The 23,002-nt window shown below is 40.5% G+C and carries 17 protein-coding genes; 3 read left to right on the top strand and 14 right to left on the bottom strand.

What is annotated here, in order from left to right; genetic code table 11:
- Positions 1 to 79: 79 nt before the first annotated feature.
- On the top strand, positions 80 to 1,405 hold the full coding sequence (locus tag Q0507_RS06045) for an FAD-containing oxidoreductase (RefSeq protein ID WP_298713872.1): 1,326 nt from the start codon (positions 80 to 82) through the stop codon (positions 1,403 to 1,405).
- Positions 1,406 to 1,594: 189 nt separating this feature from the next.
- On the opposite strand, the gene Q0507_RS06040 is transcribed toward Q0507_RS06045, so the two are convergent.
- The gene (locus Q0507_RS06040) at positions 1,595 to 2,122 is read right to left on the bottom strand and encodes an ECF transporter S component (protein WP_367268455.1); all 528 of its coding nucleotides are present in this window, start codon (positions 2,120 to 2,122) and stop codon (positions 1,595 to 1,597) included.
- 167 nt (positions 2,123 to 2,289) lie between these two features.
- Positions 2,290 to 4,464: a cation-translocating P-type ATPase gene (locus Q0507_RS06035; RefSeq protein WP_298713867.1), complete on the bottom strand. Its 2,175-nt coding sequence runs from the start codon at positions 4,462 to 4,464 to the stop codon at positions 2,290 to 2,292.
- A 413-nt stretch (positions 4,465 to 4,877) separates the two neighbouring features.
- On the opposite strand from Q0507_RS06035, the gene Q0507_RS06030 reads away from it, so the two are divergent.
- Complete coding sequence (locus tag Q0507_RS06030; RefSeq protein ID WP_298713864.1) at positions 4,878 to 5,531, top strand: YigZ family protein; 654 nt, start codon at positions 4,878 to 4,880, stop codon at positions 5,529 to 5,531.
- 23 nt (positions 5,532 to 5,554) lie between these two features.
- On the opposite strand, the gene Q0507_RS06025 is transcribed toward Q0507_RS06030, so the two are convergent.
- On the bottom strand, positions 5,555 to 5,812 hold the full coding sequence (locus Q0507_RS06025) for a hypothetical protein (protein WP_298713861.1): 258 nt from the start codon (positions 5,810 to 5,812) through the stop codon (positions 5,555 to 5,557).
- A gap of 124 nt (positions 5,813 to 5,936) precedes the next feature.
- On the opposite strand from Q0507_RS06025, the gene Q0507_RS06020 reads away from it, so the two are divergent.
- A complete protein-coding gene (locus tag Q0507_RS06020) occupies positions 5,937 to 6,827 on the top strand; it encodes a LysR family transcriptional regulator (RefSeq protein WP_298713858.1) in 891 nt (296 codons plus the stop codon).
- A gap of 188 nt (positions 6,828 to 7,015) precedes the next feature.
- On the opposite strand, the gene Q0507_RS06015 is transcribed toward Q0507_RS06020, so the two are convergent.
- From Q0507_RS06015 to Q0507_RS05965, 11 genes are all read right to left on the bottom strand, one after another.
- Complete coding sequence (locus Q0507_RS06015) at positions 7,016 to 7,966, bottom strand: dihydroorotate dehydrogenase (RefSeq protein WP_298713855.1); 951 nt, start codon at positions 7,964 to 7,966, stop codon at positions 7,016 to 7,018.
- The gene (locus tag Q0507_RS06010; RefSeq protein WP_298713852.1) at positions 7,966 to 8,733 is read right to left on the bottom strand and encodes a dihydroorotate dehydrogenase electron transfer subunit; all 768 of its coding nucleotides are present in this window, start codon (positions 8,731 to 8,733) and stop codon (positions 7,966 to 7,968) included. The genes Q0507_RS06015 and Q0507_RS06010 overlap by 1 nt, the downstream gene beginning before the upstream one ends.
- Positions 8,734 to 8,738: 5 nt before the next feature.
- Positions 8,739 to 11,939 carry a carbamoyl-phosphate synthase large subunit gene (gene carB, locus Q0507_RS06005; protein ID WP_298713848.1) on the bottom strand — a complete coding sequence of 1,067 codons (3,201 nt, stop codon included), beginning with the start codon at positions 11,937 to 11,939 and terminating at the stop codon, positions 8,739 to 8,741.
- A gap of 1 nt (position 11,940) precedes the next feature.
- Positions 11,941 to 13,008 (bottom strand): glutamine-hydrolyzing carbamoyl-phosphate synthase small subunit, encoded by a 1,068-nt coding sequence (carA, locus tag Q0507_RS06000; protein ID WP_298713846.1) that lies wholly within the window; start codon positions 13,006 to 13,008, stop codon positions 11,941 to 11,943.
- Positions 13,005 to 14,294: a dihydroorotase gene (locus Q0507_RS05995; RefSeq protein WP_298713842.1), complete on the bottom strand. Its 1,290-nt coding sequence runs from the start codon at positions 14,292 to 14,294 to the stop codon at positions 13,005 to 13,007. Before Q0507_RS05995 ends, carA begins: the two co-directional genes overlap by 4 nt.
- Entirely contained in the window at positions 14,278 to 15,228 is a 951-nt protein-coding gene (locus Q0507_RS05990; RefSeq protein ID WP_298713839.1) for an aspartate carbamoyltransferase catalytic subunit, read from the bottom strand. Before Q0507_RS05990 ends, Q0507_RS05995 begins: the two co-directional genes overlap by 17 nt.
- Positions 15,229 to 15,579: 351 nt before the next feature.
- Entirely contained in the window at positions 15,580 to 18,531 is a 2,952-nt protein-coding gene (locus Q0507_RS05985; RefSeq protein WP_298713836.1) for an ATPase, read from the bottom strand.
- A 12-nt stretch (positions 18,532 to 18,543) separates the two neighbouring features.
- Positions 18,544 to 19,491, bottom strand: a complete 948-nt coding sequence (gene whiA / locus Q0507_RS05980; RefSeq protein WP_298713833.1) for a DNA-binding protein WhiA — start codon at positions 19,489 to 19,491, stop codon at positions 18,544 to 18,546.
- Positions 19,492 to 19,506: 15 nt separating this feature from the next.
- Positions 19,507 to 20,856, bottom strand: a complete 1,350-nt coding sequence (gene yvcK, locus Q0507_RS05975) for a gluconeogenesis factor YvcK family protein (RefSeq protein WP_298713831.1) — start codon at positions 20,854 to 20,856, stop codon at positions 19,507 to 19,509.
- 12 nt (positions 20,857 to 20,868) lie between these two features.
- Entirely contained in the window at positions 20,869 to 21,783 is a 915-nt protein-coding gene (rapZ, locus tag Q0507_RS05970; protein ID WP_298713828.1) for an RNase adapter RapZ, read from the bottom strand.
- Between the two features lie 12 nt (positions 21,784 to 21,795).
- Entirely contained in the window at positions 21,796 to 22,608 is an 813-nt protein-coding gene (locus tag Q0507_RS05965) for a Cof-type HAD-IIB family hydrolase (RefSeq protein WP_298713825.1), read from the bottom strand.
- Positions 22,609 to 23,002 lie beyond the last annotated feature (394 nt).

Here is a 23,002-nt window from a genome sequence, read left to right as displayed (position 1 = left end):
TTTTCTACTTTTATATCTATTACAATGTGCTATAATATTGATATCTAATATTTTCAATATAAAAGATAGGAGGTATTGTATGAATACCAAACAATATGACATTATCGTCTTAGGTTTTGGCAAGGCTGGCAAAACCTTAGCCGCAAAATTTGGCACTATAGGCAAATCCGTAGCCATGATTGAAGAAAATCCACTGATGTACGGTGGTACATGTATTAATATCGCATGTATCCCTACTAAGACGATGATCATTGCCGCATCAAAAGGCTTATCATACGCTCAAGTATTAAACCAACGCGAGGTTGTTACATCTCGCTTACGCAATAAAAACTTCGGTATGTTAGATACAAATGAACATGTCGATGTCTATACTGGGCATGGTGCATTTATTAGCAATAAAGAAATCGCCGTTACCGCTGGCGAGGATAAGATTATATTATCTGCTGACACTATCGTTATTAACACCGGTGCTGTAGCAATTAAACCTAATATTTCTGGCATCAATATAGCTACTGGTTTCTATAATAGTACTGAGATTCAACAATTACCTACTCAACCTAGTACATTAGGCGTTATCGGCGCCGGTCCAATCGGTCTTGAATTTGCAAGTCTATATGCAAAACTTGGTACTAAGGTAACTGTATTCAATATCGAATCTAGCATCTTAAAACGCGAAGAATCTATCGTTCAAGAACTAGCTACAGAGTACTTAACTGAACAAGGTATTACTATTCTTAATAATGTCACATTAGACTCTGTATCCAATGATGGCGACAAACCAGTTATCACCGCTAATAATCAAAACTACACTTTTGATGCTGTTCTATACGCTACAGGTCGCAAAGCCAATACAGCTAATATCGGTTTAGAACATACGGACATCGCTACTAACGAACGCGGTGCTATCGTAGTTAATGATACGTGTGAAAGCTCCGTTCCTGGTGTATACGCAGTCGGTGATGTAAACGGTGGTCCTCAATTCACATATATATCTCTTGATGACTTCCGTATCGTATTTGGCGCACTTACAGGTAACAGCCAATATACCTTAAAAGATCGTAAAAATATTCCTTATACTACTTTCTTAACACCTCCACTTTCTCGTGTAGGTCTTACAGAAGAAGATGCAATCAACCAAGGATATATGGTTAAAACGAAAGAAATGCTCGTAGCTACCATGCCTAGAGCACATGTAAACGACTATTTAAAAGGCGCCTTTAAAATTGTTGTGGATGCTGATAACAACTTAATTTTGGGCGCTACACTCTATTCCCAAGGTGCAGAAGAATTGATCAACTTAATAAAAATGGCTATGGATAATAACATTCCATATACATATTTCAAAAATCAAATCTTCACACACCCTACCATGGCAGAAAACCTAAATGACCTTTGTAATTTCTAATAGTTTAATAGCTAATACAATCACTAACTATAAAATAATAACCTAACAAAAAAGCCTTTAGACGCTAAACTAATTTAGCAGCTAAAGGCTTTTGTATTTATCCATATGATAGTTTATTTATCAATGTATTAGATTGTTATAGCTATTTTAGCAGTGCCTAAACTAAAACATACTAAAACATTGTAGCAATTAATTTTTAGTAAACAATCTGCGCACTACTGTTTGTAACTTAGGTGTTAATACAATAGCAACCACAATTCCTGCAGCACTTGTAATCAAGGAGTATTGAATTTTGCTAGCTGCTACGACCGCACTTTCAAGAACGAACCACCACGCAAGGAAGTAGCCAAAAGCTGTCCAAATCGCACCGATGATAAGAGCTACCAAGATTCGACCAAAGGATGCAGTAGGTTTATTAATAGATGGTGGCAAATAACCAGCAGTCAAACCACCTACAATAAGGCCTGCAATCCCTTTAATAAAGAAAGAAAACACGATGTATTGTGTATGACCACCAAAGAGATCAAATAGTGCAGAGCCAATCGCCGCGCCTAAACCACTATATAAACCACCAAATAGAATTGATGTCGTAAAGAGAGCCGCTGAACCAAGATGCACCATGGCTCCACCAGGTACTTCAATGCGAATTGTTGTTGCTACTGCACACAAAGCGGCAATAAAGCCAATATATACTATATCACGAGTCTTTAATTTCATAGCCATGATCCTCTCTTACTTAACAAATAACTATACTCAGTATAGCAGATGATGTGTACTATAAAAATACCGAGTTTATAGGAATTAAAATATTTGCAACAGAATGGAACAAGTTAAAAGACAGCACCTATACAATTGTATAGGTGCTGTCTTTTATCATATATCAATTAGATTTTTGCTCGTTTCAAACGAAGTGAATTACCTACGACTGTTACAGAGCTAAATGCCATCGCTGTACCAGCAATCATTGGATTTAATGCACCTATTGCGGCCAACGGAATACCGATACAGTTAAAGATCAATGCCCAGAATAGGTTTTGTTTAATATTGGTCATTGTCTTACGGCTGAGTCGTACTGCTTGTACCAAGGTATGTAAATCATTTCGTACAAGGACGATGTCGGCTGCTTCTACCGCAATATCTGTACCACTGCCAATAGCAAAACCAATATCTGCCGTAACGAGAGCAGGAGCATCATTGATACCGTCACCAACCATCCCCACCACAAGACCTTTATCTTGTAATTCTTTTACCTTACTAGCCTTGTCTTGAGGCAATACTTCAGCTATAACATGAGTAATACCTGCTTGCTTAGCAATATATTGAGCCGTACGGCAATTATCACCAGTGAGCATCCACACGTCGATACCTTGAGCTTGTAATTCTTTAACAACCTCGATGGTTTCTGGACGTAATTCGTCCTCTACGGCCCACAATGCACTGATGACACCATCTACAGCGAGAACAGATACGGAAGCACCTTGTTCTTCAAAGCGTAAAACATCTTTTTGAACCGCAGTTAAATCGTAACCTAGTTCGTTCATCCAACGGCTGTGACCAAGTTGTACAGATACGCCTTGATATGCCCCTTGTAGGCCTTTACCAGGTACATCACCAAAACTTTCTAGTTCAATATCCTTACCTTTATATCCCTGATCTTCACCGTAGTAGACCATAGCCTTTGCAATTGGATGAGATGTGCCACTCTCAAGGGCCATCATAATGGACATATTTTTACTTTCATCACCACTATAATTTTTGAAAGCCGTCACATCTAACACACCTTGTGTGAGGGTGCCTGTTTTATCCATAACAATGGCATCGAGCTTGCCAGCCTTTTCAAGATATTCTGCACTCTTGATGAGTACACCATGTTCCGCACCCAGACCAGAGCCAACCATAATAGATGTTGGTGTGGCAAGGCCAAGAGCACATGGACAAGCGATAACGAGTACGGCTGTTGCATTAATGAGCGCCACATTGAGTGAGTCGCCCATGATGAAATACCATACGAGACCCGTCACGATAGCGAGACCGATTACTGTAGGCACAAAGTATTGCGCCACAATATCTGCAATGCGTTGAATACTAGACTTGGAAGTTTGTGCCTCTTCTACAACCTTGATGATTTGAGACAACATCGTATCAGAACCGATACGCTTAGCTTCCATGGTAAAAGCACCACTTAGGTTTATAGTAGCACCAATAACTTCAGAACCAACTTGTTTTTCTACCGGTAAGCTTTCACCGGTCAGCATAGCCTCGTCTACGGTGGAGTAGCCATCAGTAATCGTACCGTCTACTGGAATTTTTTCGCCTGCTCGAACCTGCAAAATATCGCCTGCTACCACCTTAGATGTAGGGATGTCCACAAATTCTCCATCACGCAACACATGAGCCGTTGCAGGTTGTAAAGCAATCAATTTTTGAAGTGCTTCAGAGGTACGCCCCTTCGCGATTTCTTCTAACAGCTTACCAAGAAGGATAAATGTAATGAGCCAAGCAGAGGTTTCAAAATATATCCCATGAGGGCCTAGTTCAGGGTGAAATTTCCAATTATAAATGCTGAATAGATAGGCTACCGTTGTCCCCATTACAACGAGCACATCCATCGTAAGTGCTCCATTTTTTACAGCGCTCCAAGCACTCTTATAGAACATGAGACCAGGACCGAACTGAGCAATGGTGGCAAGAATAAACTCTACCCATACAGGCAATGCCTGAATACCAAATCGATGTAACGTCATATTAATCATCATCGGTACCGCCATACAGGCGGCAATAATAAGGCGTGTAATATGAGGTTTTAAGTTAACCTTTTCTATTTCTTGCTTTGTTTCGTCTGCTTCTGCAGCACCAAAACCAATATTTGTAATGGCATCAATAATCTGTTGTGAATCTATAGTAGCGCCATCTTTATATTCAACGCTCCCCTTTCGAGTTAAGAGGTTGACCTTAACAGATTCTACGCCCTCGACTTTAGAAACGACGTTTTCAACGCGTTTTACACAGGCTGCACAGTGCATACCTGTAATATCAAATTCTTGTTTTTTTACGCTCATATTCACAGGCCTTTCTACTTCATAGATACATATTGACCTCACAAGTCATTATATTGTTACCAAGCCTATACCTTGTATCTATGTACTTATATATACTCAAACACCTATTTGGCTATCCATATAAATAGAATCTATGTACAGTATTGTAAATATCCATAAATGGGTTTTCTAAATACGTACCAATATATTACAAAATTCCAATATATGAACACTTTTACATGAGTACTTATTCATACGTCTACATTTAATAATAACATAAATTCTCATTACGTCAATATCCTACCAAAAATAGAGGGTTAATTCTTTATTATAGGGGAATTAACCGCTTTTTACCTATACATAGCATTCATAAATAGATTATAATAAAGTGATGATGAATAAACATAATCTTTGATTCAAAAGGAGGTGAATATATGTCTGAATCAATAAGCCCTACGACGGAATTTACTTCGGTAGCGAAAGAATTTCGTCATGAATATGTTGTTGAAAAGTCACGGTTTATAACTACCGTGTATCCTTGTAAGACTGAAGAGGACGCCCAAGCCTTTATAGGCCGCATCAACAAAGAATTTTGGGATGCGCGCCATAACTGTACGGCCTATGCGTTAGGTCCCAAACAAGAACAACAACGATCCTCAGATAATGGTGAACCATCTAGTACAGCAGGTAAACCAATGCTTGAAGTTCTCAAAAAAACTGGCATTACCAATGTAGCAGTCGTCGTAACACGTTATTTTGGAGGCATCAAATTAGGCGCTGGTGGCTTGATTCGGGCATATTCACACTCCGTTGCAGAAGCCTTACGTCTTGCTCCTAAAGAACTACACACAACACGAACTCAGCTACAGGCGACAATCGACTATTCTTTGTATGGTGCGGTGGAAAGATATGTACAGGACGAAAAATTACATTATGAAGCAAACTTTGGTGAACATGTAATTGTGACAATCTTAGTACCACCTACTGATGTGGAGCGCATACAAAAAGAGCTCCAAGACATGAGTCATGGAGCTGCTACTTGTACCATATTAGATTCTATTGAAGTGGTACTACCACTAGATAAATAATCTAGTTAGTAGATTCCAAACTTTTAATTGTCATTATTAACTAAACCGGCTATGCCTTGACCGAGTTCACGACGTTTTTCCTTAGTCATAGGATAAGGCCATACTCGTTCTAATTGTTTTTTCCGGCTAATTTTATTACGAGCCGTCATTAATCTACGTGCTTCCCAATTACGAATTGCTTGACCTAAGGTTCTTTTTACCACGCCCATAGTAGTACCTACTTTCTTAATTTCTGCCATTATATCAAAATTTGTGATAAGAATAGAAAGATTATTTAACACTTAATTTTCTCTCTATTTTCTTGTTGAATTTAGTATATATAGCATTCTATGAAATGTGAAATGACGGTTACTTAGTTCGTTATAATTTTTATTTATCTTATTTTGTGTATAATAGGGAGATTCTATGGATACATCTTACTACCACAATTTTATTACCCTCGTTCAAACGGGCAATATGACGCAGGCCGCAGAGATTCTTCATATTACACAACCAGCTTTAAGTAAGCAGTTGAAGTATTTAGAGGCAGAATTTGGGGCTCAATTAATCAACATCAAACGCGGCCAACGAGGCTCAAACTTACAATTAACAGATGCTGGTAAGATTTTCTATGAAAAAGCACAACAACTCTGCTCTATTGAAGAATCTACATATAACGCTGTACAACAATTAAACTCACGTATTGAAGGTACTTTACGTATTGCAACCTCTGCGTCTCGTTCAACACCAATTGTACAGCAGTATTTACCAGCTTTTTCCATGAAATATCCTTCTGTCCACTTCGAAATCTACGAAGGCCTTATGACAAATGTAGTAAACCAACTTATCAATGGCAGCGCCGAATTAGGTATCGCCAATATTCAAATGGTGGACACCGATAAATTCGATATTCTACTCACCCAGGAAGAACATTTATATGCCATCTTCCGTCGTGATGTATTCTGGACAGATCGTGAGCATGATACCATTACTTGGGAAGATATTAAAAAATGTCCCCTATCTCTTTCTGGTGGCTCTGTACGAATGATTATGCAGTCTAGCTTAACCGATATGGAACAAATTAATGCAGTAGCAATCACTACAACAAAAAGTTCTGCTATTGAGTGGGCCTCTTCTGGTCGCACGGTTTCCTTAGTGCCAATGGATGCTAAAGAACTAGTGAACCATCGTAAAATGGCTCGCATTAAATTACCAGAATTCTCAGGAGATTTCAAAAAAGCCTTTATCACACTTAAAGGACATGCACTTTCCCCGGTAGCGCAGCAATTTATTGACTTTTACAAAGCCTATGTATAATCATAATTGTACATACTATTACCATAATATGACATTAACAGTTCATACGATTGGAGCCTATTTGATTATAGACGCCAATACAATACATAAGAAAAGACCTAGTACAATATGTACTAGGTCTTTTTGTATCATATCTTACATTACGGCAATGCTTATGGTTGCTTAAGTTTACCGTAGATATAATTGTGTTAAGCTTGATGAACAGCACCTACGATATCAGAGATGCTATTAAGATTATATTGTTCTACATATTCGCTCATTTCACGAGCAATACGTGAAATTGCTGTTGGATCTACCATCGTAGCCGTACCAACTTGAACGGCTTGCGCCCCTGCCATCATAAATTCGATAGCATCTGTGCCAGTCATGATACCACCAAGGCCAATGATAGGAATAGTCACCCCTTTATATACTTGGTGTACCATGCGAAGTGCTACCGGTTTTACTGCTGGACCAGATAATCCACCGTAAGTATTACCTAGTAAAGGTTTACGTCGGTGAATATCTATAGCCATGCCCAACAAGGTATTGATAAGGCTTACCCCATTGCCACCTCCTGCTTCCACAGCCTTTGCAATTTCTACAATGTCTGTTACATTTGGTGAAAGTTTGACGATAATAGGCTTATCACTTACCTTACGAACGGCTTTAGTAACCTCTTCAACGACCTTTGGATCCACACCAAATGCCATGCCTTCGCATTCTACATTTGGGCAAGATACGTTAACTTCTAAGCCTGCAATGCCATCTACAGATAATGTCTCTGCCATCCATGCAAATTCATCTATCGTACCAGCAGACATATTCGCCAGCAATGGTACCTTATATTTCTTAAGTTCTGGTAGAATTTCTCTAACAAAATGTTCAGCCCCAGGATTTTCAAGGCCAATACAGTTCAATACGCCAGATGGAGTTTCTGCAATACGTGTTCCAGGATTACCATGACGGCCTTTTGGCGTTAAGCCTTTTACAGAAATAGCCCCCACTTCGTTACTTAAATCTAAGTAACCTGCATATTCAGGACCATTACCAAAGGTACCAGACGCAGCGATAATAGGATTTTTCATCTTAATACCGCAATAGTTGATGGCTAACTTTGGATTTGGCGTAACGGTGTTATTTAAATCGCGTTCACTCATTAAAAGAACACCTCCTCAGCTGGGAATACAGGACCATCCTTACAAACCTTATAGCGTTTGCCTTCTGCACCATCACAAGCACAGCCTAAACAACCGCCAGTACCACATCCCATGCGCTCTTCTAAAGATACTTGGCATGGCACATCGAGTTCTTTGGCCACTTGAGCTACGCCTTTCATCATCGGCGTAGGACCACAAGTCATAACAGATGTGAAAGTATTAGCATTGATAAGCTCAGGCATGATTGCTGTAGGGAAACCTTTCGTACCTACACTACCATCATCGGTAGTGATGTGTACTTGAACAGGAGTATCTTTAAATAAGTCCGCCCAGAAGGTTTCTCTTTCATTTCTAAATCCTAAAATAACTTGTGCTGCTTCCCCTTCTTTCAAATGAGAGGCAATGCATAACATCGGTGCAATTCCCACGCCACCGCCAACGAGAAGCATATTCTTAGATGTTACAAATGGTTCTCCCAAAGGACCTAAGCAATCTAGAGTATCGCCAGGAACGAGACGAGTCATGATTTCAGTCCCTTTACCTACAACACGATACAAAAGGGTAATAATCCCCTTCTGTACATCAAAGCCTGCATAGCTAATAGGACGGCGCAACAATGGTGCCGTAGAGTCCGCTACGCGAACATTACAAAACTGTCCTACCTTTGCTTCTACTGCTTGTTTTGGTGCGTGAATATCCATAATCCACACATCAGAGCCTATTTGCTCATTGCGAACGACTTCGCCCTGTTCTACATAGCCACTCATGGTTATTACTCCAATTCAAAATCTTGTAACGCTTCTACAGTGTAATTTGCATTATTTTTACGATTTGCTACGACGCGCAATACTTCGCGTGCTGTATCAAGACTTGTTAAGCAAGGTGTACCCATTTCTACTGCAAGACGACGTAATTGGAAACCTTCACGCTCTGGGCGTTTACCTGCCGTTAATGTATTAAGTACTAGATCCACCTTATCTTGACGGATATGGTCAGCACAGTTATCATCACCTTCGGAGATCTTGTTAACTATTTTGCAGTCAACACCATGTTCCTTGAAGTATTTACCTGTACCACCTGTCGCTTCAATGTGATACCCCAATTCGATGAAGCCCTTTGCCAATTGACTCGCTTCCTCTTTATCGCGATCTGCTACAGTCATGAGGATTGTACCATCCTCAGGAATACGCATATTCGCACCATTAATAGCTTTAAATAATGCTTCAGAATACGTGCGGCCAATACCCATAACTTCACCAGTAGACTTCATTTCAGGTCCAAGAGCAATTTCTACAAGGCCCATTTTAGAGAAGGAGAATACAGGTGCTTTTACCGCTACATATGGTTTATTAGGCACAAGACCTAATGGTAAACCTAAAGCGCTTAGACTTTCACCAAGGGCAATACGAGTTGCACATTCAACCATATTGATGCCTGTAACCTTGGAAATGAACGGTACAGTACGACTAGAACGAGGGTTTACTTCGATAACATTAAGCTCACCGTCAGCCACGATATATTGGATATTTAGAACACCTTTAACATTGAGACCTACCGCAATACGACATGTGTAATCTACGATTTGATCGATCAAGGCTTGATCCAAATGTTGAGCCGGATATACAGCCATGGAGTCCCCAGAGTGAACACCGGCGCGCTCAATTTGTTCCATAATACCAGGAATACATACATCAGTACCATCGGATATAGCATCAACCTCGACCTCCATACCAACCATGTAACGGTCGATAAGAACCGGGTGTTCTTTAGATGCCACTACGGCCTCTTTCATATATACATCGAGCTCTTTATCATTGTATACGATTTCCATAGCTCGTCCGCCCAATACATAAGAAGGACGAACAATCAATGGGTATTTCAAATTCTTAGCCGCTGCTTGTGCTTCTTCATCAGATGTTACAAGAGCACCTACTGGACGAGGAATACCAAGCTTCGCCAACAATTCATCAAAACGCTCACGGTCTTCCGCCATATCGATGCTATCTACGGATGTACCGAGGATTTTGACGCCACGTTCTGCCAATGGGCCTGCCAAATTGATAGCCGTTTGACCACCAAATTGAGCAATGACGCCCGCTGGCTGTTCTTTATCGATAATTTCCATAACATCGTCCACTGTCAATGGTTCAAAGTATAGAGAATCAGAAATATCAAAGTCGGTAGACACTGTTTCTGGGTTATTGTTAATCATGATAGATTGGTAACCCGCTTTACGAAGTGCCCAAGAAGAATGCACAGAGCAGTAATCGAACTCTACCCCTTGTCCGATACGGATTGGACCGGAACCAAGCACTACTACGGATTTATCGCCTAATGGACGAACCTCATCCTCTTGTGCATACGCACTGTAGTAATAAGGTGTTTTAGATTCAAATTCTGCAGCACAAGTATCTACGTATTTATAAGTTGGAAGGATATTCCATTCCTTGCGTTTTGCTTGTACTTCTTCTACTGTTGTATTTGCATAGCGTGCCACAACAGAGTCTGTCATAGAATAGCGTTTTGCTTTACGCAATACTTCTTCTGTCAAACCATGTTCAGCTAATGCACGTTCTACAGTAACAATATTTTTAATCTTCTCAAGGAAGAATTTGTCAATTTTAGTAATGTAGTGAATTTTCTCTACACTAATATTTTTACGCAGTGCTTCTGCTACTACATAAATGCGCTCATCATCTACTAAGTGTAAACGTTCGATAAGCTGTTCCATGGATTCATGGGCGATTTTCTTAAGCTCAATATGGTCTAAACCAATTTCCAAAGAACGAATTGCTTTGAGGAAGGAGCCTTCTAAAGAACGGTCGATGGCCATAACTTCGCCGGTTGCCTTCATTTGAGTCCCCAAGGTACGATCTGCCAAATTGAATTTTTCAAAAGGCCAACGTGGGAATTTTGTTACCACATAATCAAGTGTTGGCTCGAAGCAGGCTTTAGTTTCGCCGGTTACAGTATTAGTAATTTGATCTAATGTCATGCCCACTGCAATTTTTGCGGCTACCTTAGCAATTGGATAACCAGTTGCTTTAGACGCCAATGCAGAAGAACGAGATACACGAGGATTTACCTCGATGACGATATATTCGTTACTATTTGGATTCAAAGCGTATTGTACGTTACAACCGCCTTCGATTTTCAAATAACGAATGATATCTACAGATGCAGTACGAAGCATTTGGTATTGAATATCGTTCAAGGTTTGGCTCGGTGCCACAACAATGGAGTCGCCCGTATGAACACCTACGGGGTCAATATTTTCCATGTTACACACGATGATACAGTTATCAGCACTATCGCGCATTACTTCGTATTCGATTTCTTTCCACCCCGCCACAGAACGCTCCGCCAAAATTTGGTGGATTGGTGAAAGTTTCAAACCACGTCTTGTGATTTCGTACATTTCATCTTCGTTATGTGCAATGCCTCCGCCAGTACCACCTAATGTGTACGCAGGACGGATGATGATAGGATAGCCGATGCGGTTAGCAAAGGCTACAGCATCTTCAAGATCGTTGAAGATATCGGATTCAGGAACTGGTTGGTTGATTTCCCTCATCGCTTCTTTAAAAAGCTCACGATCTTCCGCTTGTTTAATGGCTTCTAATGTAGTACCGAGCAATTTTACACCGTACTCAGCCAATACACCAGCTTCAGACAATTGTACCGCCATATTGAGGCCTACTTGACCACCTAATGTAGCTAATAAGCCCCAAGGGCGTTCTTTTTTAATAACTTCTGTTACGAACTCGAGACTAATAGGTTCTACATATACTCGATCCGCAATATCTGTATCAGTCATAATAGTAGCCGGATTAGAGTTAACCAATACTACTTTATAACCTTCTTCACGAAGGGAACGGCATGCTTGTGTACCAGCATAGTCAAACTCTGCTGCTTGGCCGATAATAATTGGACCAGAACCAATTACAAGTACTTTTTTTGCTTCTGATGTCATATTATTTTCCCTTTCTCATCAAGGCTTCAAATTCGTCAAACAAGTATAGGTTATCAGTAGGCCCAGGAGATGCTTCTGGATGGTATTGGACAGAGAAAATAGGCAACTCTTTATGGCGCATACCTTCTACAGTACCATCATTTACACTGCGATGTGTAATTTCCACAAAATCGGGCAAAGAAGTATCATCGACTGCATAGCCATGATTTTGAGATGTAATATACACCCGGCCAGTACGTAAATCTTGTACAGGGTGGTTGGAACCACGGTGACCAAACTTCAATTTAAAGGTAGAACCACCAAAGGCTTGTGCCAATACTTGATGGCCCATACAAATACCAAAAATTGGCTTTTTACCAAACATCTTTTTCACTTCTTCTACAGCATAACCAAGGTCCTTAGGATCTCCAGGTCCGTTGGACAAGAAGATACCATCCGGATTACTTGCTAATACTTCTTCAGCTTTTGCATCTGCTGGGAATACAGTAAGGCGACAGCCTGCTACTTCTAAAGAGCGAAGGATGTTTTCCTTCACACCATAGTCCATTACAGCTACGTGGAACTCTGCATTTTTATCGCCACGCATACCTTGCCATTTTGTAGTTACTCGCATAACTTGATCTGTTGGCAAGTCTTGTTTAAACAATTTTTGAATATTCTCCATGGGGTAATCAGAGCGTACGAGTACGCCCTTCATTACACCATGATTACGTAGTACGCGCGTTATAGCGCGTGTGTCTACATCATAAAGGCAAGGGATGCCGTGTAAACGAAGGTATTCACTAAATAAGCCTTCATTTTGCCAGTTAGATGGAAAATCACATAATTCACCTACGATAAAACCCTTGCAATATGGTTTAGGACCTTGAGTAATAGAATTTAAAGTACCATAATTACCAACCAAAGGATATGTTAACGTAATAATTTGATCCGCATAGGATGGGTCTGTCAAGATTTCTTGATACCCTGTCATACCTGTGTTAAATACGACTTCTCCTACTGTTGGAGCGCCACCTAATAAGGAACCTTCAAACACGGAACCATCTTCAAGTACTAACTTGCCTTTCATTGTAAGACTACGCCCTCCTTCATAACAACTTCGCCATCGACTACTGTCAATTTAGCTTTGCCTGTAACAGTCATGCCATCAAATGGGCTTACCTTACCTTTTGTATAGAATTTATTGCGGTCTACAGTCCATTCTTCAGTCGTAGAGAATACAGTGATATCTGCAGGTTTACCAACTTCAAGAACACCCGCATCAAGACGCATCAATTCTGCAGGTCGAGTACTCATATGGTACACAACTTGATCGATGCTTAATTTATCAGGGCCATATGCATTCGTAATAACTGCGGCTAAAGATGTTTCAAGACCACTGAAACCATTTGGAGCGCAGCAGAACTCATGGTCTTTTTCTTCAAACGCATGCGGTGCATGGTCTGTAATAATCGCATCAATTGTGCCATCTTTCAAACCTTCCAATAATGCTTGACGATGATCTTCGGAGCGAATTGGAGGAGCCATTTTGAAAGCTGGATTATATTCACGTAAGTATTCATCAGTAAAAGATAAATGTTGACTTGTAACTTCACATGTTACATTAAGGCCTTTAGCCTTCGCACGGCGTACCATATCTACAGTATTCTTACTACTTACATGGGCGATATGAATGTGACCACCTGTCATTTCAGACAATAAGATGTCGCGGGCTACTGCTAAGTCTTCTGCTACTGCAGGGCGACCGATAACACCTAATTCATAAGATACGATGCCTTCGTGCATGTGCCCATTCTTAGTCAATGTAATGTCTTCTGCATGATCGATGACCATTTTATTAAACATGGAGGAGTATTCTAAGGCGCGACGCATGAAAGCCGCATTTTCTACATAGTGACCATCATCGGAGAAGGCTACAACACCAGCTTCTGCCATATCACCCATTTCAGCAAGTTCTTTACCCTCAAGACCTTTAGATACGGCACCAATGAATTCTACTTTAACAACACCTGTAAGTTCAGCTTGCTTTTTCAAACCTCTTACAAGAACTGCATTATCTACCACAGGGTTTGTGTTAGCCATAGTTACAACACGTGTAAACCCACCTGCTGCAGCGGCTTGTGTACCGGAGTGGAAGTCTTCTTTCGCTTCTTGGCCTGGCTCACGTAAATGTGTATGAATATCGATAAGGCCTGGTGCAACGATAAGACCTGTAGCATCGTATACTTCTGCACCATCTGCACTTAAATTTTGACCGATGGCTGCAATTTTACCATCTTTTACGAGAACGTCTGCTACTTCGTTTTGTTTTTTCGCCGGATTTACTACCGTACCATTTTTAATAAGCAAGCTCACTACCGTCACCTCCGATAATAGTTAAGTACAATACAGCCATACGTATAGCTACGCCATTGCGCACTTGTTCTTGAATTACTGATTGATCAGAATACGCAACATCTGGTGCGATTTCAAGGCCGCGGTTCATTGGACCTGGATGCATTACCATTACATCATCTTTAGCTAGTTTTAATACTTCATTATTGATACCAAAGATGCGTGCATATTCTCTATTTGTAGGATATAGTGCAGAGTGAATGCGTTCTAATTGAATACGAAGTACGTTTACCACATCTGCATCAGCAACTGCTTCACGAATATCATGGTGTACGGTAACACCTAATTTTTCAAGTTCTGGATATACCATTGTGCGAGGACCAGCTAAATGTACATCAGCCCCCATTTTTGTAAGTCCATAGATGTTGGATCTTGCTACACGGCTATGCATTATATCGCCAATGATAACGACTTTTAAACCTTCTATAGATTCTTTTTTCTCTAAAATAGAGTACATATCTAGTAAAGCTTGTGTTGGATGCTCATGAGCACCATCACCTGCATTAATTATAATAGGATCTACGGCTTTTGTAGCGTATAAAGGTGCACCTTCTGCGCTGTGGCGCATTACGATAGCATCTGTGCCCATGTAGGACATTGTTAACAATGTATCGCGGAAGCTTTCACCTTTACCCATGGAAGAACCACTAGGAGAAAGATTGATTACGTCAGCCCCTAAATATTTTCCGGCTAGCTCAAAGGAACTACGGGTACGAGTACTTGGTTCCATAAAGAGATTAATAATTGATTTTCCCTTTAAAAGTGGAACCTTCTTGTCATCAGAAAGAACTATTTTCTTCATTTTCTTTGCCACATCTAAAATCAATTTGATTTCTTCAGGTGACACATTTTGCAAACCTAACAAATGTTTGCCTTTTAGGCTAACTTGTCCCATGATTTCCTCCTAACTCACGTAACAAAAAAGACCTTTTGCCCAGGGCAAAAGGTCAAATAGTTTGCACAAAGAAGCCCTTAAGGGCACTTCAACTATATTCCTTTCTCAGCCTCTCTGGACTAAATTAAAAGGTATTGTATTATGCAATGGTCTCTCGTACCATATATGCATTTTCTTTATTTATTGTACTGAATCCACCCTTGAAAGTCAATGTAAAACACAAAATTCATATGGATTTAAAAAAGAGGACAAACATATAAAATTGCTTGTCCTCTCTATATTTAAACAGCTATTAAGCCACTACTATATCGTAAATTTTAATCTTAAATTTCTTTTTAGAAATTAAGGGCCTTAACCTAGTGGATATAATCTTGGTGGATTTTCTTCATCATTTTGCTGTTCATTTTGTGGAGTATATGGCATTTGATCTTGTTGCGGCTCATTCGCTACAGGATTTATCTGCACATATTGCTGATTTGGCGACAATTGAGGTTGACGTTGCTCACGACGACGTGTATTTTGAGATGCAGTCGGTCTAGGTTTTGTCAACTCATCAATGGATACAGCATTTGGAATAGTTACATTTGATGTATCCTCATGAATATCATCAAGTTCACTGAAGGAAGGAGTTCTCTTAGATGCTTGAGCTGCCTTACGTTCAGCTTCAAGTTGTTGACGTGCAAGTTCTGCACGACGACGAGCGCTCTCTTGTTGATCTCGAACACGTTGAATGGCTTCAGCACGCTCTTTTGCTTTACGCTCAATTTCAGCTTGAGCCAATGCTTGTTGACGAGCAGCCTCAGCTTTGCGTTCCGCTTCTAATTGTGCCCTATATCGTTCCTCAGCAATACGTCGTGCCTCTGCTGCTTGACGTTCTGCTTCAGCTCGTTCTGCAGCAAGTCGCTCTTGCTCTGCCTTACGAGCTTCTGCAGCTAAGCGAGCCTCCTCTGCTTTACGAGCCTCTTCTGCACGTCTTGCTTCTTCTATGAGGCGAGCTTCTTCGGCTCTACGCGCTTCTTCAGCACGTTTAGCCTCTGCCGCAATACGTGCCGCTTCTGCCTTACGAAGATCTTCGACACGTTTAACCTCTGCCGCAACGCGAGCTTCCTCAGCTTTACGCAATTCTTCAGCTCGTCTAGCTTCTGCAGCGATTCGAGCTTCCTCAGCATGGCGCGCTGCTTCGAGACGTTCCTGTTCAGCTCTACGTTGCGCCTCAAATCTAGCTGCTTCTGCTTTTCGAGCCTCTTCTGCTCTACGTGCTTCTTCTGCTAAACGAGCTTGTTCAGCTTTACGTTGTGCTTCTAAACGAGCTCTAGTCTCAGCAGCCAAGCGTTCTTCCTCTGCCTTTTGGGCCTCTAAAGCAGCTTTTTCTGCTGCTCTTTGCGCTTTAAAGCGAGCCTTAGCTTCGGCCGCTTTTCTTTCTTCCTCTGCTTTACGAGCGGCCTCAATGCGAGCAGCTTCAATTCGACGCTCGTCTTCAAGACGTTTTGCTTCCGCTGCTAGTCGAGCTTCTTCTGCTTTACGAGCCGCCTCTAACCGATCCGCTTCCGCTTTTCTCGCTGCCTCAATACGTGCCATTTCAGCTTTACGAGCCGCTTCCGCCTTGCGAGCTTCCTCGGCTTTACGCTCTAGCTCTGCCTTTCGTGCTTCTTCAATGCGCTTAGCTTCTTCAGCTTGACGCATTTCTTCAGCTTTTTTGGCTTCTAATGCTGCTTTTTCTTGTGCAGCTTTAGCTTCTTGAGCCGCTTTCAGTTCAGCAGCTTTACGATCTGCTTCGGCTTTTTCAGCCATTTTACGTTCAATTTCAGCATGTTTGGCTTCTGCAGCCTTTCGCACCATTTCAGCTTTTTCTGCAGCTAGTCGAGCCTCTTCAGCTTTTTTACGTGCCAAGGCTTCTTTTGCTTCTTTAGCCTTTTTAAGTTGCTCTTCTTTTTTCGCATTTGCCGCGGCTTTATCACTTAATTTTTTAGTTTCTTCATGAGCAATCGTTTCTGCCCGTTTAGCTGGACTTTCAACAGTAGATTTTTTAGTATCTACTGTCCCTTTATCGCCATCTTTACCACCTACAGGGCCTACAGGTATTTGTGTTCCCCCTTGAGTTGGGTGCCCTAAGATATCTTTAACATCTTTCGGTACATTAACAGCAATAGTTTGATGTTTTTGTGGATTTGCAAGAGATTCAGGAATCAACAAGAAACGAATTGGCAAATTCGATGCACCAGCTGGCATAAAGTTTAACGTTAATAAATCGCCCGCATTATAGTTCCCTAAAAGACGGCTATCTAATATAGTACCTTTCCCTAATGCGGAAATACCATCTGCACCACCAATGTGGTAAGTCCGTGTATCTGTCTGTCCCCTTCTAGCACCTTGTTGATGTAATGTTTTTACCGTAAAGGAACCAGAATAAGGCCCTCCAAGAGGGTTAAAATACAGTCTAAATGGTTCATTACCCTTAGTAGGAATTTTTAGCGTATATGATACGCCATAGTTACCACGATCTCGAACAAATGCTTTATTTTGCATTTCGTCTACACCATTGATAAACGTATCTTCGCGGTCATTACCAATTTCTACAAAGGCACCACCTAAAGCGGTATCGAATGGTGTAGTAACCTCCATATTACGCTTAGCACCAGTATAAGTACCGCGCAATTGTATTTCGTCGATTGGAAGATTTTTCACCCAATGTGACGCATCTACAGGGTCCATCCCCATAGGCAGCATCATAACACGCGCAAATATAGGTGCTTCTGTTTTAATATCTACGATCCCCGTAAATAATGCATCTCGATTTACCGGGGTATTTTCTAAGTCACTAAAGATTAATTGACGCCCTTGTGGTGGGATACTAAGAGAGTATAACGGTCTTGCATCAGGGCTTTCATTAAGAGGTTGCTCCAAATCCTTCCGAGACAAATCACGACCTGCTGCAAAATAGTCAGGTGTAGCTACAGATTTTAACTGTCTCATGACATGTACTGAAGTTGGGTAAGCCGTTTGGTTTTCTAAGACGATAGCAATCTTGTGAGGTAGATCCATTTCATTTACATGATAGAAATAGATACGACCATTGCCATTAATTGTACCTGCACTTAGCGTACCTCCTACAGGTCCTACATATTCAGGACTATCCGATAGGAGCAATGTATCCGTTTGAGACACCAACGATGGTGGCAACGGAGAAAACTGAAAATATCCAATTGATTGTAAATCTATATCACGAGCTTCTACATGGCCTGTAAGGGCAGCCATGACGGCCATAGCCGCAGCTACACAATATCTTGATTTATAGGAAAACATATATTATTACCTCTATATTTCTTCGAGCCCCAACGGGTCATATGTAAGTGCTAATGCTTCAATCTTCTTTAGTCGATGGCCAATTCCAGATTTAGATAGTTCCCCCTCCATCAACTCTTCAAGTTCTTTTAAACTCGCTTCAGGATTCTCCCATCGAAGTCTTGCAACGACGCGCAACTTTTCAGGTAATTCTTCAATGCCGATTTCTCTATCAATAATACGGATTGCTTTTACCTGACGAACTGCTGCATCCACAACCTTCTGTAGATTTGCCGTCTCACAGTTGACTTGACGATTAATTTGATTTCGTACGGTCTTCATAATCCGCACGTTTTCAAATTCCATAAGCGCCGATTGAGCCCCCATGATTTGCAAGCAATTTGTTACTGCATCCCCTTCTTTAAGATATACTACATACTCGTCCTTCCGCTCCGTTAGACCAGCGTGAATGTGAAAGAGTCGTAATACATGAATAATTTCCCTAGCAAAAGTCTCATTCCCCGTCATAAACTCAAGATGGTAATCACTTTGTGGTTTATTAACAGAGCCTCCCCCTAAAAAGGCCCCCCGTAAAAAGGCACGTCGCGCTTCCATTGATTTGAGCCAACTGCGAGGAATTTGCTCAGTTACAGGCCATAAAGCGAGATCCTCTAAAGCCTGTCTCCCCTCTATAGAAGGTTCTACAGAGAGAGTATACATATTTTTCTTACGCAAGTTTAAACCTTGTCGCACTAATACATTCGTAGGTAATTCGTATTGCTTTTTTAAGATACCGAGCAAACGACGAGCCACCGCATTATTAGCAGTTGCCAATCGAATACCAACGGCACCTTTCATACCTAAAATGATAGAGCCACTCATGCGCAATAAGCAAGACGCTTCTATTTTCATGGCCACATCCGCATCACTAGAGGCTTCATATTGGCATAATTCATTTTTTACATCTTCCGCAAATGACATGAGCATCCCTTCTCATTAATGATCATCTCGTTGGAGATAATACTCTAGGATATGTGGTTCAGTGTTAGATTGCATAGCACGAACGATATCCATAATAACTTTACCTAACCGTTCAGGATCGTGAACAGCTGGTTTTTGAGAGCTAATTAAGGTAGCACGTATGGTGCGAATCCCTCTAGCTTGTAACTTTTTAGTATCTAATACCAGTGGTTCAGAACCTACAGCGCTGTATTGTTCAACCATTTGAATTGGCAATGGTCCATCATTAGCAAGAACCGTATCTATAATTCCTTCCCCACCATGCTCAATCAGAGCCTCTACATGGTCATTTAATGTATAGCCCGTAGTTTCTCCTGGTTGTGTCATAACATTAGCAATATAGATTTTATTAGCCTTACTTGCTCGAACATGAGAGGCCAATTTATCAGTCAGTAAATTTGGAATAATACTTGTATATAAACTACCAGGACCTAAGATAATTACGTCCGCTTCATCAATGGCACGCAATGCAGCCCCCTCTGGCTTAGGCTGTGCCGGATCGCTATAAATATGACGAATTCGTTTACCCGAATTTGGAATATTGCTTTCACCTTCTACAATAGTGCCATCTGTCATTTCAGCACGCAATTTAATAAACTCTGTAGAAGAAGGGATTACACGACCACGTACACGCAATAATTTACTAGCCGCTTCAAGAGCCTCCTCAATATCGCCATCATAAACTTGAGCAAGCGCCGTGATAAAGAGATTACCAAAACTATGCCCTGAAAGTTCGTTTTCTCCCTCAAAGCGATAACGGAACAAATTCTCCATTACCCCTTCTTGTTCTGCTAGTGCGACTAAACAGTTACGCAAATCACCAGGAGCTATCATTTGAAAATCTTCACGCAAGCGACCAGAAGAACCACCATCATCAGCAACCGTTACAATCGCTGACAAATTTGATGTATGTGATTTCAAGCCGCGCAATAAATTTGATAAGCCCGTACCACCGCCGATAACGACGATTTTTGGCCCCTTATCAAGGCGGATATTTTGAAAAATAATATCCGATACTTTGCTATCAGGGTTTGGTAATACGGCGCGAATAATCGTTTTAATAACTTTACTCGTACCAATGAGCATTAAAATAGCGCCAATCGATAATATTACCGCTCCCACAGCGATGAGTACATTATAATTGTAAAAGCCTGTCATATTAAAAGAAAAAGCGAGTACAATATCTTCAAGAACGGCAAGCCATTGATAGTTAAACATCAAAGAAATGCCAATGATTAACAGACCTACACCACAACTAAACAGAGCAAGCCAACGTTTTATATTTAGACCCGGGTTTAGCCACCGGAACCATCCTTTTCGCAACATATGAACCCCTATCTAGTTACCAAGAGCTATAATATCATGAGGATTATAATCTTCTTCTACATTATTTTTCATCATATCTCTGTGTTCAACAGATACGCGATACCCTTTCTCTAATAAGTGAGAATATAGCGCCTCTGCCATAGCTACAGATCTATGCATACCACCTGTGCAGCCTACCGCTACGATAAACTGAGACTTACCTTCTTGTTCATAATTTGGCACAAGGAAGTCTACGGTATCAAAGTAACGTTTTTTAAATTCATCTGTCACTTCAAAGGAATGAATATATTCATTAACCGCTTTTACTCGACCTGTTTTATGGCGAAACTCAGGAATATAGAATGGATTAGGTAGGAAACGAACATCCCAAACCATATCTGCATCAAGAGGAATACCGTATTTAAAGCCAAAACTCACTACAGTAATGGCCATACCATGACCTTCATCAACTTGAGTAAAACGCGTTTTTAAATATTCTTTCAAGCTGGCGGTCTTCATATTAGTAGTATCAATTATGAAGTCAGCTTTATGGCGTACAGAGTTAAGGATTTGACGTTCTTTCTTTAACCCTGTTGTAATCAGCCCATCTGGAGCCAATGGATGGCTACGACGACTTTCCTTATAGCGACGAATCAAAGTCTCATCTGTAGCATCCATAAATACAATTTCAAAATCCACCTTCATATCTTTTAATGTATCTAGAGATGAAGAAAGGGCTTCAAAAAATTCACCGCCCCGAATATCTACAACTAGGGCAACTCGATTAGTACGTTCTCCACCTTGACGACATATTTCACTCAGTTTAGGAATAAGTACAGGTGGAATATTATCAATACATAAATACCCCATATCTTCTAAGGCTTGTAATACTTGAGTTTTACCGGCACCTGACATACCTGTAACAATCAACAGACGAAATGCTTCCATAGTTATACTCCATTATAAAAGATTCTCTTCAATCCAATGGGCCACACCATCGTTATTATGATGACCACAAATTGTATGAGCCACAGATTTTACATGATCTGTAGCGTTTTCAACGGCTACTGAGTAGCCTGTTTTACGAAGCATAGAAATATCATTTTCTGCATTACCAAAAGAAACGATATCCTCTAGACTAATATGATTATCTAAGCCTAGTTGAGCCAAAGCACACCCTTTTGATACATTAGGCGCAACAATTTCTAAAAAGTCTTTCTGACTACGAACTAGATTAACCAAATTGCCCACTTCAGGAGTCAAGGTATCAATAATTTGGTCAATCCCCTCTACTGTATCAATAGCGATCAGCTTATTTGGTTCAGACTCCAAAGTATATAACTTATCACCTAAAAACTCGGCTTTCGCTCCCGTTTGAACTTCATAGAGATCGGACTGCCACGTTTTATGATGACATAGTAAATGATCATCTATATAGGATTGTATATGCCAATCGTATTGTTTCGCTAATTCATAGATACGCTGTACAGCCTCAACAGAAACGGTCTGCTCAAATAGTTTACACCCCGTTTCTAATTCTTGAATGAGTCCTCCAGAGAACAAAATCATCGGTACATTGCCAAGCTTTAAAGCAGCCCCAATAGGCTTTGCCGTTTGATACATCCGTCCCGTAGCAATGGTAACAGCGATGCCCCTTTGCTGTAAACGATGTAACACATCTACTGTATAATCAGATACAGTATTATCACTACGTACCAAAGTTTCATCACAATCGATGGCAACCATTTTAATATGAGAAAAAGAAGGATTCATATTTGCCTCCTTTATAAAAATTTTAAATACTCTTTATTATACCATTAATAGTGGCTATTTAGATAGAAATAAGCGGTAAGAACTCTAATAATGACTAGAAAGTATAGTCATAAAACTTTCATCAAATTCAAAACCACTCTATTATAAATGGCTTATTTCATATTAATTGAGTAGATACTATTGCCTGCATACTATTTATTAAAAACTATAATTAAAGGTCTTATTGAAATTACACATGCTATTTTATATTACGCACAAAAAAAGACTCCCGAAGGAGTCTTTTTTTTGATTATCTATCAAATTAGAATTTATAGTTAAGGTCTGCACGGTAGAAGTCAGCTTTATCATTACCGTTTTGATCTTTCCAATCAAAACCGTAGTTAGCTGTTAAGCC

The sequence above is a fragment of the uncultured Veillonella sp. genome (assembly GCF_938010505.1).
Classification (GTDB): domain Bacteria; phylum Bacillota; class Negativicutes; order Veillonellales; family Veillonellaceae; genus Veillonella.
Note: the sequence above shows the minus strand (reverse complement) of the source record. Positions and strands in the feature narration are given on the sequence as shown.

Excerpts from the sequence above, each read along its gene's own strand:
- Q0507_RS06045 (WP_298713872.1), top strand. The coding sequence starts at position 80 with ATGAATACCAAACAATATGACATTATCGTCTTAGGTTTTGGCAAGGCT.
- Q0507_RS06040 (WP_367268455.1), bottom strand. The coding sequence starts at position 2,122 with ATGAAATTAAAGACTCGTGATATAGTATATATTGGCTTTATTGCCGCT.
- Q0507_RS06035 (WP_298713867.1), bottom strand. The coding sequence starts at position 4,464 with ATGAGCGTAAAAAAACAAGAATTTGATATTACAGGTATGCACTGTGCA.
- Q0507_RS06030 (WP_298713864.1), top strand. The coding sequence starts at position 4,878 with ATGTCTGAATCAATAAGCCCTACGACGGAATTTACTTCGGTAGCGAAA.
- Q0507_RS06020 (WP_298713858.1), top strand. The coding sequence starts at position 5,937 with ATGGATACATCTTACTACCACAATTTTATTACCCTCGTTCAAACGGGC.
- Q0507_RS06015 (WP_298713855.1), bottom strand. The coding sequence starts at position 7,966 with ATGAGTGAACGCGATTTAAATAACACCGTTACGCCAAATCCAAAGTTA.
- Q0507_RS06010 (WP_298713852.1), bottom strand. The coding sequence starts at position 8,733 with ATGAGTGGCTATGTAGAACAGGGCGAAGTCGTTCGCAATGAGCAAATA.
- carB (WP_298713848.1), bottom strand. The coding sequence starts at position 11,939 with ATGACATCAGAAGCAAAAAAAGTACTTGTAATTGGTTCTGGTCCAATT.
- carA (WP_298713846.1), bottom strand. The coding sequence starts at position 13,008 with ATGAAAGGCAAGTTAGTACTTGAAGATGGTTCCGTGTTTGAAGGTTCC.
- Q0507_RS05990 (WP_298713839.1), bottom strand. The coding sequence starts at position 15,228 with ATGGGACAAGTTAGCCTAAAAGGCAAACATTTGTTAGGTTTGCAAAAT.
- Q0507_RS05985 (WP_298713836.1), bottom strand. The coding sequence starts at position 18,531 with ATGTTTTCCTATAAATCAAGATATTGTGTAGCTGCGGCTATGGCCGTC.
- whiA (WP_298713833.1), bottom strand. The coding sequence starts at position 19,491 with ATGTCATTTGCGGAAGATGTAAAAAATGAATTATGCCAATATGAAGCC.
- yvcK (WP_298713831.1), bottom strand. The coding sequence starts at position 20,856 with ATGTTGCGAAAAGGATGGTTCCGGTGGCTAAACCCGGGTCTAAATATA.
- rapZ (WP_298713828.1), bottom strand. The coding sequence starts at position 21,783 with ATGGAAGCATTTCGTCTGTTGATTGTTACAGGTATGTCAGGTGCCGGT.
- Q0507_RS05965 (WP_298713825.1), bottom strand. The coding sequence starts at position 22,608 with ATGAATCCTTCTTTTTCTCATATTAAAATGGTTGCCATCGATTGTGAT.